Consider the following 16031-nt stretch of genomic DNA (forward strand, 5'->3'; position numbering starts at 1 on the left):
TGTGCTCGTATCAACGTTGTGACATTCTTGGAGGTTGTTATCTTGGATAGACGTGTTAAATAAAGAATGTAAATTGTATGAGTAAAGACTTAAGTAAGCCTGCCAGGGCTGAATCAGGAAACATCCCCGAACATATCGCAATCATTATGGATGGTAACGGCAGATGGGCAAAACAACGTTTGTTGCCTCGTTTTGCCGGTCATACCAAAGGGGTGAATGCTGTCAATAAAGTGGTGGAAGCATGTTGTAACCGTGGTGTCCGTTACCTGACCTTGTTTGCGTTCAGTTCAGAAAACTGGCGTCGTCCACCGGAGGAAGTCTCACTGCTCATGAAATTGTTCCGGAAAGTGCTGGTACTTGAAATCAACAATATGTGCCAGAACAATATCCGTCTGAAAATCATCGGTGATCTGAGCAAATTTGACGCCGAACTCAAGCAATTGATCCACAACGCGGAAGAGAAAACGGCCGCTAATACCGGGCTGACGCTGACGATCTGCGCCAATTACGGTGGCCGCTGGGATATCGTCAATGCCTGTAACGCATTAATTCGTGAAGGGCTGGATCAGGACAGCATTACCGAAGACATGCTGTCGTCAAAATTGTCTATGGCCTACGCGCCGCCGCCAGACATGCTGATACGCACCGGTGGCGAAGCACGCATATCGAATTTCCTGTTGTGGCAAATGGCGTATTCAGAATTTTTCTTTACCGATACCTACTGGCCGGATTTCGACGGTAAATCGCTGGATGAAGCGATCGCTTCGTTCCAGAAGCGCGAGCGCCGTTTTGGCAGAACCAGCGAACAATTGCTGGAATCAGCCGAGTAAAGCTGCAGGCGAATTCCAGGGTGAAGCGCGAATAAACGCAAATGATTGAAGTGATGCAGGCGGGAATTATCCATGACCAAAATTGTTCCGGTAATTTTATGTGGAGGCTCAGGTACACGCCTGTGGCCTTTGTCACGCGCGGGTTTTCCTAAGCAGTTTCTGGTGCTGTCCGGCACCACCAGTCTTTTTCAGCAAGCGGTGCAACGCGTGAATGCGATTGCCGATGCCGATATTCAGGTCAGTCCTACACTGATCGTGACCAATGAAGAGCATCGTTTTCTGGCGCTCGACCAGTTACGTGAAATGAAATCCGTTGCGGCCAGTCTGTTACTGGAACCCGCCGGAAAAAATACCGCACCGGCGTTGACGCTGGCGGCGCTTGAAGCCACGGCCAACGGCGAAGACCCGGTGCTGGTGGTGACACCGGCAGATCAGACCATACAGGATGACGCCGCGTTCACCAACGCATTGCAGCGTAGCGTGCGAGCCGCCAGCGATGGCGCGATTATAATTTTAGGCATTACGCCTGATCGCCCTGAAACTGGCTACGGTTATATCCGCAGAACCGGGCAGGCAGCAACATTCGGTGAATCTGCAGTAGCGCAGTTTGCTGAAAAGCCTGATGCAGCGACGGCGCAGCAATATCTGGACAGTGGCGAATATCTCTGGAACAGCGGCATGTTTGTGCTCAGAGCCAGCACCTGGTTGAAAGCACTGGCGCAATTCCGGCCTGATATTGCGGAGTCTGCCAGACTCTCGTGGTCGGAAAAAACCAGCGACGCCCAATTCATCCGTCCCGGTACTGCTGCTTTTGCCAAGATTCCGGCAGATTCTATCGATTACGCAGTGATGGAAAAATGCCCGGGGTCAGCTTTTGACATACGCATGATTCCGCTGGACGCAGGCTGGAACGATCTGGGCGCGTGGGATGCGGTCTGGCAGGTCGGCAAGCAGGATGCGCAGGCCAATGTGACGTACGGCGACGTGATACAGACCAATTCCAGCAACAGCCTGATTTATTCTTCCAGCCGCCTGGTCAGCACCGTCGGCATTGATCATTTGGTGGTGGTGGAAACGCCGGACGCAGTGTTAGTGGCTGATAGGCGTCAGAGTCAGGATGTGAAGGCGATTGTGGCGCAATTAACGCAGCAGGGGCGGCAGGAACATACATTACATCGCAAGGTGTATCGTCCCTGGGGCTGGTATGACAGCATTGATGAAGAAGAACGCTTCAAGGTCAAACGCATACAGGTCAAGCCCGGTGCCAGCCTGAGTCTGCAAAAGCATCATCACCGTGCCGAACACTGGGTCGTGGTCAGGGGAACGGCCGAAGTCACTTGCGGCGATAAAGTCATGCTGCTGACGGAAAATCAATCAACCTACATTCCGTTGGGCGAAGTGCACCGGCTGGCGAATCCGGGCGCGATACCGCTGGAAATTATCGAAGTACAGTCCGGCAGTTATCTGGGTGAGGATGATATTGTCCGTTTTGAAGACACCTATGGCCGCACGAAGTCAAAGTGCTGATGTCTTGAAAAAACAGCGCGGCGGCAGGCAAGCGCATTTTTTTTGATGTATGTCATGGCAATGAAACAATTTTTTGGTATGATTCATCTCAGTTACTGTACATGCAACCGATATGTATGACGGTAACGAGGTGTGCCTGATCAGCAGATAGCGGGTTGGCCACCGTCCGGAACAAGGGTACGGAGACTGAACAGACAGTCTCCGTATTTTTTTTGTGTGCCGCTTTTATTCGTTACGCACAATGCGAATGCAGGGCTGCACCGAAAAAGACAGAAAGTGCCTTGCTGCTCAGATTCAGACACTTTTGCCCATTTCTGATTCCGGCTGCTCCCTGTCTTGAATCACGCACAGCGACGCTGCGCTGTCAGCGGGCATAACGAAGCAAATAATCCGCAACTAGTGCACTCCACATCCGCATCCGGCCTAGCCAGCACGAAAAAACGGCACTGCAGGCGAAAAATATACTCCCCCCAGTATGTAAAAAAACCCAATATCTATAAGGAGATAAAGCTGTTTTCCGCACATACTCCCTCGATTTTTCCTATTTCAGGATAGCCGAAGCGTATTTCCGCCGCTTTTCGCGAACGTGGCACGCTATCTGCTCATAGGCTGGTGAAGCTTGCAGTTTCTTTGTTACCCACCACCTCAGGAGAAATCATGACACGTCGCACGGTTTTGAAAGCAACAGCAATTGGCGCAATGGCGCTCGCTACATCGGGCTGGATGGCTCAGGCATTCGCAGCAGATACGATTAAGGTTGGCATTTTGCATTCCCTCTCAGGAACGATGGCGATTTCTGAAACATCGCTGAAAGACGTGGCGCTGATGACGATTGATGAAATCAATGCCAAAGGTGGCGTGATGGGGAAAAAACTGGAAGCGGTTGTCGTTGATCCGGCATCTAACTGGCCTTTGTTTGCTGAGAAAGCACGGCAGTTAGTGTCGCAAGATAAAGTCTCAGTCGTGTTTGGTTGCTGGACATCGGTATCACGCAAATCGGTGTTGCCGGTGTTTAAAGAGTTGAACAGCCTGCTGTTTTACCCTGTGCAATATGAAGGCGAAGAGCTGGAGAAAAACGTGTTTTACACCGGTGCTGCACCGAATCAGCAAGCGATCCCGGCGACAGAATATCTGATGTCAAAAGAAGGCGGCGCGGCAAAACGTTTCGTGCTGCTGGGTACGGATTATGTCTATCCACGCACGACCAACAAAATCCTGCGCGCTTTCCTGCATAGCAAAGGCGTAAAAGACAGCGATATCGATGAAGTCTACACACCGTTTGGTCACTCTGATTATCAGACCATCGTGGCGAATATCAAGAAATTTTCTGCCGGTGGAAAAACAGCAGTGATCTCGACCATTAATGGCGATTCGAATGTGCCGTTTTACAAAGAGCTTGGTAATGCCGGTCTGAAAGCGACCGATGTACCTGTCGTGGCGTTCTCGGTCGGTGAAGAAGAATTGCGCGGTGTTGATACCAAACCTCTGGTCGGCCATCTGGCGGCATGGAATTACTTCCAGTCGGTCAAAAATCCGGTGAATGCGGAATTCATCAAAAAATGGAAAGCGTATGCCGTTGCGAAAAAATTGCCGAATGCTGCCACCGTGGTGACGAACGATCCTATGGAAGCAACTTATGTCGGCATTTATATGTGGAAGCAAGCAGTGGAAAAAGCCAAATCCACGGATACCGATAAAGTGATCGCAGCGATGAGCGGGCAGACTTTCAAAGCACCATCCGGTTTTGAACTGACGATGGATGCGACCAATCACCATTTGCATAAACCCGTCATGATTGGTGAGATTAAAGCAGACGGCCAGTTCAGCGTCGTCTACAAAACCAAAGCGCCTATCCGCGCGCAACCTTGGAGCCCTTATATTCCGGGTAATGAAGGTAAGCAAAAGCTGTAAACAGTGCGACAGTTTTCTCCTTGCGCGAGCACTTCCTGGTGTTTCCCCGACTGACCAGGTCGTTGCTTGCGCGTGCGGGGAATCTGGCTAGCTTTCTGTTTGCGGCGGTGGTGTTTTCCCGCTCTCGTACACAACCAGCTTGCACGAAAATTCGATTAATGAACACGTCTGCAGAACTATGACATTCCAGAAAATGTTGGCACGCCAGCTTGTCACGATGTCCGCCACATCAGGTGGAACATTGCTTAGCAGATTACGTGGCGGATTATGCGGCATCCTGTTCAGCATCGCGATAGCGATATTGCTGCCGGCAACAGCGCATGCGGCGATTGACGCGAGTCAGCTCAAGGCGCTGGCGGGTGAAGATCCGGATGCGCGTATCGTTGCCGTCAATACGATAGCCGCGCTGGCGAATGATGAAGCCGCGAAAGTGCTGAGCGCACTGAAAAATGAAGAGTTGTATTTCAAAGACGATCAGGTTTTTCTGCCGGATGCTGAACAGTTTATTTCTTTGGTCGATGGAAAAAAGCTTGCCTTACCCGATGGTGCTGATGTCATTGCGATTAACAATCGCTTGCGGGCGGCAGTTGACAGCGCCTTATCCGGTCTGAAGCTGTTTGCGACTGAGCGCGCAGTCCGTCTGGCGGCGGCGCAGGCGCTGCAAAAAGAAGCGACACCGGAACAACTGCCTTTACTGAACAAGGCGTATGTCAAAGAAAAAGATCCTGAGATAGGCGCATTGCTGCAAATGCTGATCGCGACCGTGAATCTGCATGCAGAAGATCCCGCTATTCGTAAAGCGGCGGTCAAAACACTCGTCACCAGTGCGAATGCGAATCTGAAACCTGCATTGCAGGAAATGATTACCCAACGTCCGGATGGTAGTTATGCCGAGCCGGACGAAAGCATACGCGTCGCAGCGGTGGCCACCCTCAATGCGATTGACAACCGCATTGCCCGCACCGAATTTGTCGGTAACCTGTTTTATGGTATCTCGCTCGGCAGCGTGTTGTTACTGGCAGCGCTGGGGCTGGCGATCACATTCGGACTGATGGGTATTATCAATATGGCGCATGGTGAATTGCTAATGATAGGTGCCTATACGACCTATGTTTGTCAGTCACTGTTCCGGCATTTTTTTCCGGAAGCGATTGATGCATATTTATTGCTGGCCGTGCCAGCGGCGTTTCTGGTGTCGGGCATGGTCGGTATCGTGCTCGAGCGCACGGTGATTCGCTGGCTCTACGGCCGTCCTCTGGAAACTCTGCTTTGCACCTGGGGTATCAGCCTGATGTTGATGCAGGGCGTGCGTTCGGTGTTCGGCGCGCAAAACGTCGAGGTCGCCAATCCTGCCTGGATGTCTGGCGGCGTCACAGTGATGGGCTCGCTGGTGTTGTCTTACAACCGCATCATCATTATTTTCTTTTCTCTGGCCGTGGTGTTTGCGGTTTGGCTGATTCTGAATAAAACCCGTATGGGCTTATTTGTGCGTGCCGTCACGCAAAATCGCCGCATGGCCGATTGCGTTGGCGTAGCGACCGGCAAGATCGATATGCTGACCTTTGGTCTGGGCTCGGGTATCGCGGGCCTGGGTGGCGTTGCTTTGTCTCAGTTGGGGAATGTCGGCCCTGATCTGGGGCAGAGCTATATCGTCGATTCGTTTATGGTGGTGGTGCTGGGCGGTGTCGGCCAGCTGGCGGGTACCGTGATTGCGGCATTCGGCCTCGGTGAAGTGAATAAATTTCTGGAGCCGGTGGCAGGTGCGGTGATGGCCAAAATTGTGATTCTGGTGTTCATCATTATCTTTATTCAACGCAGACCGCAGGGCTTGTTTGCACTCAAGGGAAGGAGTGTCGACTGATGCGCCATTTATTTTCACGTCCGGCATGGACGGGCATCGTTGTACTGGCGCTGATCGCAGCGCTGCTGCCGCTGTGCTATCTGATGTTCCCTGAAGGCCATGCCTTGCATGTGTCGTCGTATGTGATCGGTATCGTTGCCAAGTTCATGTGTTACGCACTAGCGGCGATGGCGCTGGATCTAGTGTGGGGCTACACCGGCATTTTGTCTTTGGGCCACGGCGTATTTTTTGCGCTCGGTGCTTACGCGCATGGCATGTATCTGATGCGCGCGATTGGCCGTGACGGTGTATATCAAAGCGATTTGCCCGATTTCATGGTGTTCCTCGATTGGAAAACCTACCCGTGGTACTGGTCGCTGACGGATCATTTCTGGTATTGCATGGCGCTGGTGGTGCTGGTGCCCGGTGTGCTGGCGTTCGTCTTTGGCTATTTCGCTTTCCGCTCCCGAATCAAAGGCGTGTATTTTTCCATCATTACGCAAGCCATGACCTTTGCTTTCATGCTGCTGTTTTTCCGCAATAACACAGGCTTTGGCGGCAATAACGGCTTTACCGATTTTAAACGCATCCTCGGTTTCAGCATTACTGCGCCTGGCACCAAAGCGGTGATGTATCTGACCACCTTAGTGATTCTGCTGGCCGCCTTATTTTTGTGTCGCTGGATCGTGCAGTCCAAACTCGGGCGGGTGTTGCAGGCGGTCAGGGATTCCGAATCCCGCCTGATGTTCATCGGCTACGACCCCTTATGGTTCAAGCTGTTTATCTGGACCTTGTCTGCAGTCTTGTGCGGCATTGCCGGGGCTTTGTACGTGCCGCAGGTCGGCATTATCAATCCGTCTGAAATGTCACCGGGAAATTCCATCGAGATGGTGATCTGGGCCGCCGTTGGCGGACGCGGCACTTTGCTCGGCCCGATTATCGGGGCGTTCACTGTGAATGGGTTGAAGAGCTGGTTTACGGCGGCCTTTCCTGATCTCTGGCTGTATGCGCTGGGCTTGTTATTTATACTGGTGACCCTGTTTATGCAGCAAGGCATCTTGGGTTTGGCAGGTAAATTCAGAAAACGTGGGGAGTCCGCATGACTTACTTGATGAACGGCGTGATGAGCGGCGTATTGCGTCCCGGCCAGCAATACGCATCGGCGACCGGCGATCAGGGTGTTTCCTATGGCAGAGTCCGGCAGGCAGGTGTCGATACCACGCATGGCGCGATTCTGTATCTGGAAGATATCGTTGTCTCCTTTGATGGTTTTAAAGCGATCAATCATCTGACGCTGGATATTTCTGTCGGTGAATTACGCTGCATCATCGGGCCGAACGGTGCCGGTAAAACCACCATGATGGATGTGATTACCGGCAAAACCCGGCCTGCATCGGGCACCGCATTTTTTGGCCAGACCATGGATCTGAGTAAGATGAATGAAGTCGAAATTGCGCATGCCGGTATCGGTCGTAAATTTCAGCGCCCCACGGTGTTTGAGCAGCACACGGTATTCGACAATCTGGAACTCGCCATGAAAATGGATAAGCGGGTCAAGACGACTTTATTTACCAGATTGAATAGCGAACAGCGCGACAAGATCGCGGCAATTTTGCAACTGATACGTTTGCAGGGCGAAGAAAAACGCCTTGCTGGTTTGCTGTCACACGGGCAGAAACAATGGCTGGAAATCGGCATGTTGCTGATACAGGAGCCGCAACTGATTTTGCTGGATGAGCCGGTGGCAGGTATGTCGGATGCTGAGACCGCACGCACCGCCGAATTGCTGAATGAATTGCGTGGCAAACACTCGATCATGGTGGTGGAACATGACATGGGATTTGTGACCGAGATTGCACGACAGGGCAAGGTCACGGTATTGCACGAAGGTGCCGTACTGGCAGAGGGCACGATGCAGCAGGTGCAGGCAGATGAACGTGTGATCGAAGTCTATCTGGGGCGCTGAAAATAAGATGATGTCAGGCAGCCTACAGCCGCCGTTTAAATCGGAAAAATCATGCTAGAAGTTAATCAACTCCATCAATATTACGGCTCCAGCCATACGCTGCGCGGCATTTCCCTGTCGCTAAAAAAAGGCGAATGCCTGACCTTGCTGGGGCGTAACGGCGTCGGTAAAACCACCTTGCTCAAATGTCTGATGGGCGTGCTGCCTGCGTCGCAGGGCGAGGTGATGTTTGAAGGGCGCAATATCAATAAGCTGGCGCCGCATGAGCGGGCGAAGGCCGGTATCGCCTATGTGCCGCAAGGGCGCGAGATATTTGCCCGTCTGACGGTGGAAGATAATCTCTTGATGGGCATGGCAACGCTGCCAGCGAAACGCGCCAAGACGATCAAAGGCGAGGTGTTTGAATTATTCCCCGTGTTGAAGGAAATGCTGCACCGGCGCGGCGGCGATTTGTCTGGTGGACAGCAACAGCAACTCGCGATTGCCCGCGCTTTACTGGCCGAACCCAAGCTGATTATTCTCGATGAACCCACCGAAGGCATACAACCATCGATTATCAAAGACATTGGTCGTGTGATCCGGCTCTTGCGTGAACGCGGCGATATTGGCATTCTGCTGTGCGAACAGTATTTTGATTTCGCACGTGAACTGGCCGATCAGTTTGTAGTCTTGACGCGCGGTGAAGTCGTGGCGTCCGGCACACAGGATTTGATGGATGGCGACGATATCAAACGCCATCTGGCGGTATAGTGTGGTTCTTGTTTTTTTGTTGTGAGTCTGCATGAGTTTGCCTATCACTGTTACGACGCCTATCACCGAAACTGATGCAGTATCTGCACCATCCGCACCAGAAAAAGCCCACTGGCAGGCACGTTTGCAACTGGGGTTTAGCAAAGATGCAGAGACCACACGCCTGACTGAGCGTCAGCACACTGGCCCGCTGCGGGTACAAAAGCCTTTGTATCCCGAAGGCGCGGAGATTTGCCACGCGATCATTATTCATCCTCCCGGTGGCGTGGTCGGTGGCGACGAATTGCAGATCAGCGCAACGCTGGGCGCGGGAACCCACGCCCTGATCACCACGCCCGGCGCCGCCAAATGGTATCGCGGCAATGGCTACACATCTAAGCAAGCTGTGGTGCTACATGTCGCTGACGGCGCGGTCATGGAATGGCTGCCGCAAGAAACCATATTTTTTGATGATGCCTGCGTATCCTTGCATCAGGATATTCACCTCAGCGGCAATGCCGCCGTCATTGCGTCCGACATTCTGTGTTTTGGCCGCACCGCTGCCGGTGAAATCTACACCAGCGGCAATATCTGGCAACACAGCCGCATCTATCGTGATGGCAAACTGATCTGGTTTGAGCAAGGTTGTTTGGAAGGTGATGGCGAGTCCATGCAAAGTCCGCTGGGGCTTGTTGGTCGTTCTGTCAGTGGCATGGTACTGGCGGCAGGCGCCATGCTCAGCAGCGCACAGCTTTTGCAATTACGCGAAGAAAGCCGCGCCTTACTAGATGCGCGCGAGCCACAGGCTTTGTGTGGCGTCACGCAAATGAAGTCAGTGCTGGTCGCGCGTTATCTCGGCAATTCCAGCGAAGTCGCCCGCGCATGGATGCAACTGGTCTGGCAACACCTGCGTCCCGTCATCGCCAGACAACCTGCTCGCATACCGCGCATCTGGAATACCTGAGTGTTGGTTTTTCCAGAGATTCGCATTGTTTTGCCGACGACTGCTATTTACTAAAGTCATCGCACCAGTACCAATGCGATATCTGCAGCGCGAGCGAATACAAACGCTATTCCCTTTCGGCAGCTAAGAGAATTTCCGTCGCATCTCCAGTCGCACCAAAATCAATCAACCTGCACTTATTTGATGCGCACATCATTTCTCGGCGGTGCGTTGCCTGTAAAACTTGGTGCGTTCTGGCTGGTTTGATTCTTGCTGTTTCTGTCAATAACACATTGCGTAGGCAGATGAGGAAAGCGAACGATGGATCTGAGCCCGAGAGAGAAAGACAAACTACTCATTTTTACGGCGGCGCTGCTGGCGGAAAGACGCAAAGCGCGTGGCCTGAAACTGAATTATCCGGAAGCGGTGGCGCTGATTACTGCGGCGATTATGGAAGGTGCTCGCGATGGTAAAAGCGTCGCAGAGCTGATGTCCGACGGCACGCAGATATTGAGCCGTGCCGATGTGATGGAAGGGATTCCTGAAATGATTCCTGATATTCAGGTCGAGGCGACTTTTCCGGATGGCACCAAGCTGGTGACCGTTCATCATCCGATTCCATAGGAGGCCACATGATTCCGGGAGAAATGCTGATCGTTGACGGCGATATCGAGTTGAACGTGGGGCGGCAGACGACGTCGCTGACGGTCGCTAATAGCGGTGACCGGCCGATTCAGGTGGGCTCGCATTTTCATTTTTTTGAAACCAATCCGGCGCTGCAATTTGAGCGTCAGGCAGCGTATGGCATGCGCCTGAATATCGCTGCGGGCACGGCGGTGCGCTTTGAGCCGGGGCAGCAACGCACGGTTGAGCTGGTGGCGCTGGCAGGTGAACGGCGGGTGTTTGGTTTCAGCGGTAAGGTCATGGGCGCACTGGATGCGAAGGAGAAAAACGCATGAGAATTTCGCGTCAGGCGTATGCCGAAATGTTTGGCCCGACCACGGGTGACCGTATTCGTCTTGCCGATACCGGTTTATTTATTGAGATCGAAAAAGACTTTGCGATCTATGGTGAAGAAGTCAAATTCGGTGGCGGCAAAGTGATACGCGATGGCATGGGGCAATCTCAGCGCGCGCACGCGGATGTGATGGATACCGTGATCACGAATGCGGTGATTCTCGATCACTGGGGCGTCGTTAAAGCGGATATCGGCTTGAAAAACGGCCTGATCGCTTGCATAGGCAAGGCGGGCAATCCTGATATTCAGCCCGGCGTGGATATGGCGATCGGCGGTGCGACCGAAATCATTGCGGGCGAGGGAATGATCGTCACTGCCGGTGGCATTGATTCGCATATTCATTTCATTTGCCCGCAACAGATAGAAGAAGCGCTGATGAGCGGCGTGACCACCATGCTTGGCGGTGGCACCGGGCCAGCGGTCGGCACTGCGGCAACGACCTGTACACCAGGGCCGTGGCATCTGCATTCCATGATCATGGCGGCAGATGCGTTTCCTATGAATCTGGGCTTTTTAGGCAAAGGTAATGTCAGCCTGCCGTTGCCGCTGGAAGAGCAGATCCGCGCCGGTGCGATAGGCCTGAAACTGCATGAAGACTGGGGCACAACACCGCAGGCCATCGATAATTGCCTGAGTGTGGCCGACAACATGGATGTGCAGGTCGCCATTCATAGCGATACCCTGAACGAAGGCGGTTTTTTAGAGCACACGCTGGCCGCATTCAAAGACCGCACTATCCATACCTTTCATACGGAAGGCGCGGGTGGCGGCCATGCGCCGGACATCATCGCCGCAGTAGGTGAGGGCAATGTGCTGCCGTCGTCGACCAATCCGACCCGGCCCTATACCGTCAATACGCTCGATGAACATCTGGATATGCTGATGGTCTGCCATCACCTTGATCCGGCGATTGCAGAAGATATTGCGTTTGCCGAATCGCGCATACGCCGTGAGACGATTGCTGCCGAAGATATTCTGCATGACATCGGTGCGATCTCGATGATGTCGTCAGATTCGCAGGCGATGGGGCGTGTTGGTGAGGTGATCATGCGCACCTGGCAAACTGCCGATAAGATGAAACAACAGCGTGGTGCATTACCGGAAGACAGTCGCCATAACGATAATTTCCGCGCCCGACGTTACATCGCTAAATACACGATTAATCCGGCGATCACGCATGGCATTTCGCATGCGGTGGGCTCGCTGGAAGTCGGCAAAATTGCTGATATCGTTTTGTGGAAACCCGCGTTCTTCGGCGTGAAACCATCGATGATACTGAAAGGCGGCATGATCGCAGCGGCGCAGATGGGCGACCCGAATGCGTCGATTCCTACGCCGCAGCCTGTGCATTACCGCATGATGTTTGGCGCGTTTGGCGGCGGCCTGAAAAAATCGTTTACCTTTGTCTCGCAAGCGGCATTTGATGCCGGATTAGCAGAACAACTGAAACTGAATAAAACCCTGATTCCGGTAAAGAACACGCGCACGATACGCAAACAAGACATGATCCTGAATGGGCTCACGCCGAAGATGGAAGTGGACCCCGAAACCTATGAAGTGCGTGCGAATGGTGAATTGCTGGTGTGTGAACCGGCAAAGATTTTACCGATGGCACAGCGCTATTTTTTATTCTGACATGATGCTGACACTCCAAACCAAAATTGAACGCAGTGAGAATGCTGCTCAGATCGACGGGCAACTTATTCTGCCGTATGAATTACGTGAAAAATCGCGTTTGCGTGCGACGCTGCAAAGTGGCGAAGATGTTGCCGTATTCACCGTGCGTGGCACCGTGATGCGCGATGGTGATCTGATGCTGGCAAATGATGGCCGCATTATTCAGGTGCTGGCGGCGGCTGAGCCTACTTACAAAGTCGAATGTGCGAATGCGTTTGCATTGCTGCGCTGCGCCTTCCATCTGGGAAACCGGCACACGCAAGCGCAACTCGGCGATGGCTTTTTACGTATCCGCAAAGACCCGGTGCTGAAAGAAATGCTGGAAGGCCTGAACGCGGTCGTAACTGAAGAGATGGCGAGTTTTGAGCCTGAGGCTGGCGCTTACGGCGGTGGTCATCATCATGGTGGCGATGACATGCATCCGCATAATCCGCTGGCGCCGATACCCTTGCGACAGCGCATACATCGCCCTTCGGATAAGCAGTAAACAACAAAAGACAATGAGCACATGCAATCCGCCGCCTTACTTCATCTGTTGCAGCTCGCCAGCCCGTCGTTGCCGATAGGGGCTTACAGCTATTCGCAGGGTTTGGAAGCAGCGATAGAGAATGGCACGGTAAAAAATGAAGCGACAGCGCGGACATGGATCGCCACGTATTTGCGCGAAGTCGTTGCCCGCTTTGAAGCGCCGGTTTTATGGCGACTGATACGCGCGTTTCAGCAAAAAGATCTGACTGCCGTGACGTACTGGAATGAATTATTTATCGCCGCCCGCGATACCGCAGAGTTTCGCGCAGAAACCATACAAATGGGGTATTCGCTGGGCAAGCTGGTCGGTGATTTGCAGATTGCTGATCCTGCATTGCTGACGATCTTGCAGGCGCAAAGCGAGTTGCCATTACCGACTGCACTGGCTTGTGCCGCCGTCGCGCTGGAGGTGCCGGCGAAAGCAGCCTTGCTGGGCATGTTATTTACCTGGGCAGAAAATCAGGCGCTGGTCTGTGTGAAATCAATACCGCTGGGGCAGGTCGCAGGGCAGCGTTTATTGCTGTCGCTGCGCGCAGATCTGGAAGCCGCAGCGACGCTGGCAGAGCATCTGGAAGACCATCAGTTATCGAACTGGTCGCCGGGTTTGTCGCTTTTGTCTATGCAGCATGAAGTGCAGTACAGCCGTCTTTACCGTTCCTGACGTGTTTTACAGACGGAAGTTAAAGATGATGTTTGTCGCCTCAACATGAGAACAACAGGAACAGAATGACTATGAATACAGAAAATGTGAATGCAGCCGATACGAGCACAGCCGATACGAGCACAGCAACTGGCAAAAGCGAACCGAATCCCTTGCGTGTCGGCATCGGTGGCCCGGTCGGTTCCGGCAAAACCGCCTTGTGCGAAATGCTGTGCAAACGCATGCGCGACGACTACGAAATGGCGGTCATCACGAATGATATTTACACCAAAGAAGATATGGAAATTCTGCTGCGTGCTGATGCGTTGCCAGCGGAAAGACTGATGGGCGTGGAAACCGGCGGTTGCCCGCACACCGCGATTCGTGAAGATGCCTCGATTAATCTGGAAGCGATTGCGCGTATGAGTGCCGATTTTCCTGATCTTGATCTGATACTGGTGGAATCTGGCGGTGACAATCTGGCGGCGACCTTCAGTCCTGAATTATCCGATCTGACGATTTATGTGATCGACGTGGCAGGCGGTGAAAAAATCCCGCGTAAGGGCGGCCCCGGCATCACCCGTTCTGATCTGCTGATCATCAATAAAACAGATCTGGCACCGTATGTTGGTGCGAACCTCGACATCATGGCGCAGGATGCCAAACGCATGCGCGGCACGCGCCCGTTTGTGTTTACGAATCTGCGCACTGGTGACGGGCTGGAAGCCGTGGTGAGTTTCATTCGTGAGCAGGGCATGCTGGACGAAGTCAGACCATAAGCCCGTGCGAGGACTTGCGCAAAATCGCCTCTGCGGCGTTATGGCTCCTGGCCGTACTATTCGTACTGTCTTCGTCGCCCAGCCTTGCCAGGACAATTTTGCGTAAGTTCTGCAGTATTTTTTCTGAAAATTATTAATTCCTACCATTCGTATTCATCCAAGCTGAAGGAAAAAATCATGAAATCCGTCACCGTTAAATCCCGCCATTTACTGAGCTTGTTGAGCTTGCTGAGCGCAACGCTGCTCGCCACAACGCCAGCGTTTGCCCACGTCAGCGTGATGCATTCCGTCGCCGGAGGCAGCGGCTTTCTTGCAGGTTTCCTGCATCCGCTGATGGGCGCAGATCATTTGCTGGCGATGCTGGCGGTGGGCATCTGGGCTGCGCAACATCAGCGCCCGGCTTACTGGCTTTTGCCACTGGCATTTCCGCTGATGATGACGGCTGGTGCAGCGCTGGGCATGAGTGGCGTCATCCTTCCGGGTGTGGAGGCGGGCATTGCCGCCTCTGTCTTGATACTTGGTTTGCTGATCGCGGGCGCAGTGAAATTGCCGCTGGCTGCCAGCACGGCGCTGATCGCGGTATTCGCCGTCGCGCATGGTTATGCGCATGGGGTTGAAATGCCGGCGGATGGCAAAGCCTTGTCGTTCGGTGCCGGTTTTGTGGTGGCGACTGCCTTGTTGCATCTGAGCGGCTTATTCGCGACGATCACCGCAAACCGCTTACTCAGTACAAAATTCAGTGCAAAACTCAGCCGCATCGCCGGTGCCGGTATTGCACTTAGCGGCTTGTTCTTTGTATCGGCGATGGCCTGATTTTTACGAGAGGGATGCAGGCCTTATGCGGTGGTGGCAAGTTGGACTATGCTTTTCTTCAACGCTGCATGTACCGCCTGCATTTCTGTTTTTTGTCTGTGCTTGTGATAGCGGAACAACATCAGACCTTCCACCTGAGCGACGATCAGAACTGCGCGTAACATGTACTCGTCATCACTGACATCCGGGTGCATACCGCGTATCAATTTATAAATGGCTTTGCGTTCGCGCAAAATCATCGTATCCATCAGCGCCGACGCGAATGCATTGCGCGCCGCCAGTGCCCATAGTTCAAAAAACAAACCGTGTGTCAGCGGGTCATTCAATTCCTCCAGAAACATATCAATCGCGCTGTTGAGCTGTTCTATGCGCGACAGTTTGCCCTTCGTTGCCGTGATGTGATCGAGTTTTTCCTGAAACATGTTCATCGTCATCAGCAGCACGGCTTCGATCAGCAAATCTTTGCTTTGATAATAGTGCTGCACGTTGCTGAGGCTGATGCCCGCCTGCGAGGCGACTTTGCGCATCGATAAGCCTGCGTAACCCTCGGTCGCAAAAATCGCCCGTGCAACACTCAGAATCGCATGCACTCGCTCCATGCCTTTTTCTGTGGTACCGGAAGGTTTGCTTTTCAACGAGGTGTGTAGTGCATCAGGCATGAGTAATGTGTGGATATGAGCAATCGCGTTGGGAAATACGAGTAAGTGTGAGGCAAAATTATCCCATAACGATTGACAAATAGTACGACTGACCTATAATTTTTGTTTAATTGGTCGTTTGACCTATTTTATTGCCCGCTTCAGCCCGGCTGTTCTGCGGACGATGCGGCA

The 16031-nt window shown here is 53.0% G+C and carries 16 protein-coding genes; 15 read left to right on the forward strand and 1 reads right to left on the reverse strand.

Annotated features, from left to right (window positions below):
* Positions 1-77: 77 nt before the first annotated feature.
* From ACOTSW_RS14635 to ACOTSW_RS14705, 15 genes are all read left to right on the forward strand, one after another.
* Positions 78-830, forward strand: coding sequence for an isoprenyl transferase (locus ACOTSW_RS14635; protein ID WP_423679797.1), 753 nt, complete (start codon positions 78-80; stop codon positions 828-830).
* Between the two features lie 72 nt (positions 831-902).
* The gene (locus ACOTSW_RS14640; RefSeq protein ID WP_423679798.1) at positions 903-2357 is read left to right on the forward strand and encodes a mannose-1-phosphate guanylyltransferase/mannose-6-phosphate isomerase; all 1455 of its coding nucleotides are present in this window, start codon (positions 903-905) and stop codon (positions 2355-2357) included.
* Positions 2358-3014: 657 nt separating this feature from the next.
* Positions 3015-4268 carry an urea ABC transporter substrate-binding protein gene (gene urtA, locus ACOTSW_RS14645; RefSeq protein ID WP_423679799.1) on the forward strand — a complete coding sequence of 418 codons (1254 nt, stop codon included), beginning with the start codon at positions 3015-3017 and terminating at the stop codon, positions 4266-4268.
* Positions 4269-4446: 178 nt separating this feature from the next.
* Positions 4447-6129, forward strand: coding sequence for an urea ABC transporter permease subunit UrtB (gene urtB / locus ACOTSW_RS14650; protein ID WP_423679800.1), 1683 nt, complete (start codon positions 4447-4449; stop codon positions 6127-6129).
* On the forward strand, positions 6129-7211 hold the full coding sequence (gene urtC / locus ACOTSW_RS14655) for an urea ABC transporter permease subunit UrtC (RefSeq protein ID WP_423679802.1): 1083 nt from the start codon (positions 6129-6131) through the stop codon (positions 7209-7211). Before urtB ends, urtC begins: the two co-directional genes overlap by 1 nt.
* 20 nt (positions 7212-7231) lie before the next feature.
* Complete coding sequence (urtD, locus tag ACOTSW_RS14660) at positions 7232-8074, forward strand: urea ABC transporter ATP-binding protein UrtD (RefSeq protein ID WP_423682337.1); 843 nt, start codon at positions 7232-7234, stop codon at positions 8072-8074.
* 51 nt (positions 8075-8125) lie between these two features.
* The gene (gene urtE, locus ACOTSW_RS14665) at positions 8126-8824 is read left to right on the forward strand and encodes an urea ABC transporter ATP-binding subunit UrtE (protein WP_423679803.1); all 699 of its coding nucleotides are present in this window, start codon (positions 8126-8128) and stop codon (positions 8822-8824) included.
* Positions 8825-8855: 31 nt separating this feature from the next.
* Entirely contained in the window at positions 8856-9767 is a 912-nt protein-coding gene (locus ACOTSW_RS14670) for an urease accessory protein UreD (protein ID WP_423679805.1), read from the forward strand.
* A 300-nt stretch (positions 9768-10067) separates the two neighbouring features.
* Positions 10068-10370: an urease subunit gamma gene (locus ACOTSW_RS14675; protein ID WP_190480778.1), complete on the forward strand. Its 303-nt coding sequence runs from the start codon at positions 10068-10070 to the stop codon at positions 10368-10370.
* An 8-nt stretch (positions 10371-10378) separates the two neighbouring features.
* On the forward strand, positions 10379-10705 hold the full coding sequence (locus tag ACOTSW_RS14680) for an urease subunit beta (RefSeq protein ID WP_423679807.1): 327 nt from the start codon (positions 10379-10381) through the stop codon (positions 10703-10705).
* Positions 10702-12399, forward strand: coding sequence for an urease subunit alpha (gene ureC / locus ACOTSW_RS14685; protein WP_423679808.1), 1698 nt, complete (start codon positions 10702-10704; stop codon positions 12397-12399). Before ACOTSW_RS14680 ends, ureC begins: the two co-directional genes overlap by 4 nt.
* A gap of 4 nt (positions 12400-12403) precedes the next feature.
* Positions 12404-12928: an urease accessory protein UreE gene (gene ureE / locus ACOTSW_RS14690; protein ID WP_423679809.1), complete on the forward strand. Its 525-nt coding sequence runs from the start codon at positions 12404-12406 to the stop codon at positions 12926-12928.
* A gap of 21 nt (positions 12929-12949) precedes the next feature.
* Entirely contained in the window at positions 12950-13630 is a 681-nt protein-coding gene (locus ACOTSW_RS14695; RefSeq protein ID WP_186885765.1) for an urease accessory protein UreF, read from the forward strand.
* A 65-nt stretch (positions 13631-13695) separates the two neighbouring features.
* A complete protein-coding gene (ureG, locus tag ACOTSW_RS14700) occupies positions 13696-14388 on the forward strand; it encodes an urease accessory protein UreG (RefSeq protein WP_423679811.1) in 693 nt (230 codons plus the stop codon).
* A gap of 177 nt (positions 14389-14565) precedes the next feature.
* Entirely contained in the window at positions 14566-15201 is a 636-nt protein-coding gene (locus ACOTSW_RS14705; RefSeq protein WP_423679812.1) for a HupE/UreJ family protein, read from the forward strand.
* A gap of 23 nt (positions 15202-15224) precedes the next feature.
* Here the strand turns inward: ACOTSW_RS14705 and ACOTSW_RS14710 are convergent, their stop codons facing one another.
* Complete coding sequence (locus tag ACOTSW_RS14710) at positions 15225-15860, reverse strand: TetR/AcrR family transcriptional regulator (protein WP_423679813.1); 636 nt, start codon at positions 15858-15860, stop codon at positions 15225-15227.
* Positions 15861-16031 lie beyond the last annotated feature (171 nt).

It is taken from the genome of Undibacterium sp. WLHG33, assembly GCF_049544815.1.
In the GTDB taxonomy this organism is placed as follows: Bacteria; Pseudomonadota; Gammaproteobacteria; order Burkholderiales; family Burkholderiaceae_D; genus Undibacterium.

What these genes read in the sequence shown, in the direction of transcription:
- ureG (WP_423679811.1), top strand. Translation starts at nt 13,696, where the DNA reads ATGACTATGAATACAGAAAATGTGAATGCAGCCGATACGAGCACAGCC.
- urtB (WP_423679800.1), top strand. Translation starts at nt 4,447, where the DNA reads ATGACATTCCAGAAAATGTTGGCACGCCAGCTTGTCACGATGTCCGCC.
- urtA (WP_423679799.1), top strand. Translation starts at nt 3,015, where the DNA reads ATGACACGTCGCACGGTTTTGAAAGCAACAGCAATTGGCGCAATGGCG.
- ACOTSW_RS14640 (WP_423679798.1), top strand. Translation starts at nt 903, where the DNA reads ATGACCAAAATTGTTCCGGTAATTTTATGTGGAGGCTCAGGTACACGC.
- ACOTSW_RS14680 (WP_423679807.1), top strand. Translation starts at nt 10,379, where the DNA reads ATGATTCCGGGAGAAATGCTGATCGTTGACGGCGATATCGAGTTGAAC.
- ACOTSW_RS14705 (WP_423679812.1), top strand. Translation starts at nt 14,566, where the DNA reads ATGAAATCCGTCACCGTTAAATCCCGCCATTTACTGAGCTTGTTGAGC.
- ureC (WP_423679808.1), top strand. Translation starts at nt 10,702, where the DNA reads ATGAGAATTTCGCGTCAGGCGTATGCCGAAATGTTTGGCCCGACCACG.
- ACOTSW_RS14675 (WP_190480778.1), top strand. Translation starts at nt 10,068, where the DNA reads ATGGATCTGAGCCCGAGAGAGAAAGACAAACTACTCATTTTTACGGCG.
- ureE (WP_423679809.1), top strand. Translation starts at nt 12,404, where the DNA reads ATGCTGACACTCCAAACCAAAATTGAACGCAGTGAGAATGCTGCTCAG.
- urtD (WP_423682337.1), top strand. Translation starts at nt 7,232, where the DNA reads ATGAGCGGCGTATTGCGTCCCGGCCAGCAATACGCATCGGCGACCGGC.
- ACOTSW_RS14710 (WP_423679813.1), bottom strand. Translation starts at nt 15,860, where the DNA reads ATGCCTGATGCACTACACACCTCGTTGAAAAGCAAACCTTCCGGTACC.
- ACOTSW_RS14695 (WP_186885765.1), top strand. Translation starts at nt 12,950, where the DNA reads ATGCAATCCGCCGCCTTACTTCATCTGTTGCAGCTCGCCAGCCCGTCG.
- urtE (WP_423679803.1), top strand. Translation starts at nt 8,126, where the DNA reads ATGCTAGAAGTTAATCAACTCCATCAATATTACGGCTCCAGCCATACG.
- ACOTSW_RS14635 (WP_423679797.1), top strand. Translation starts at nt 78, where the DNA reads ATGAGTAAAGACTTAAGTAAGCCTGCCAGGGCTGAATCAGGAAACATC.
- urtC (WP_423679802.1), top strand. Translation starts at nt 6,129, where the DNA reads ATGCGCCATTTATTTTCACGTCCGGCATGGACGGGCATCGTTGTACTG.
- ACOTSW_RS14670 (WP_423679805.1), top strand. Translation starts at nt 8,856, where the DNA reads ATGAGTTTGCCTATCACTGTTACGACGCCTATCACCGAAACTGATGCA.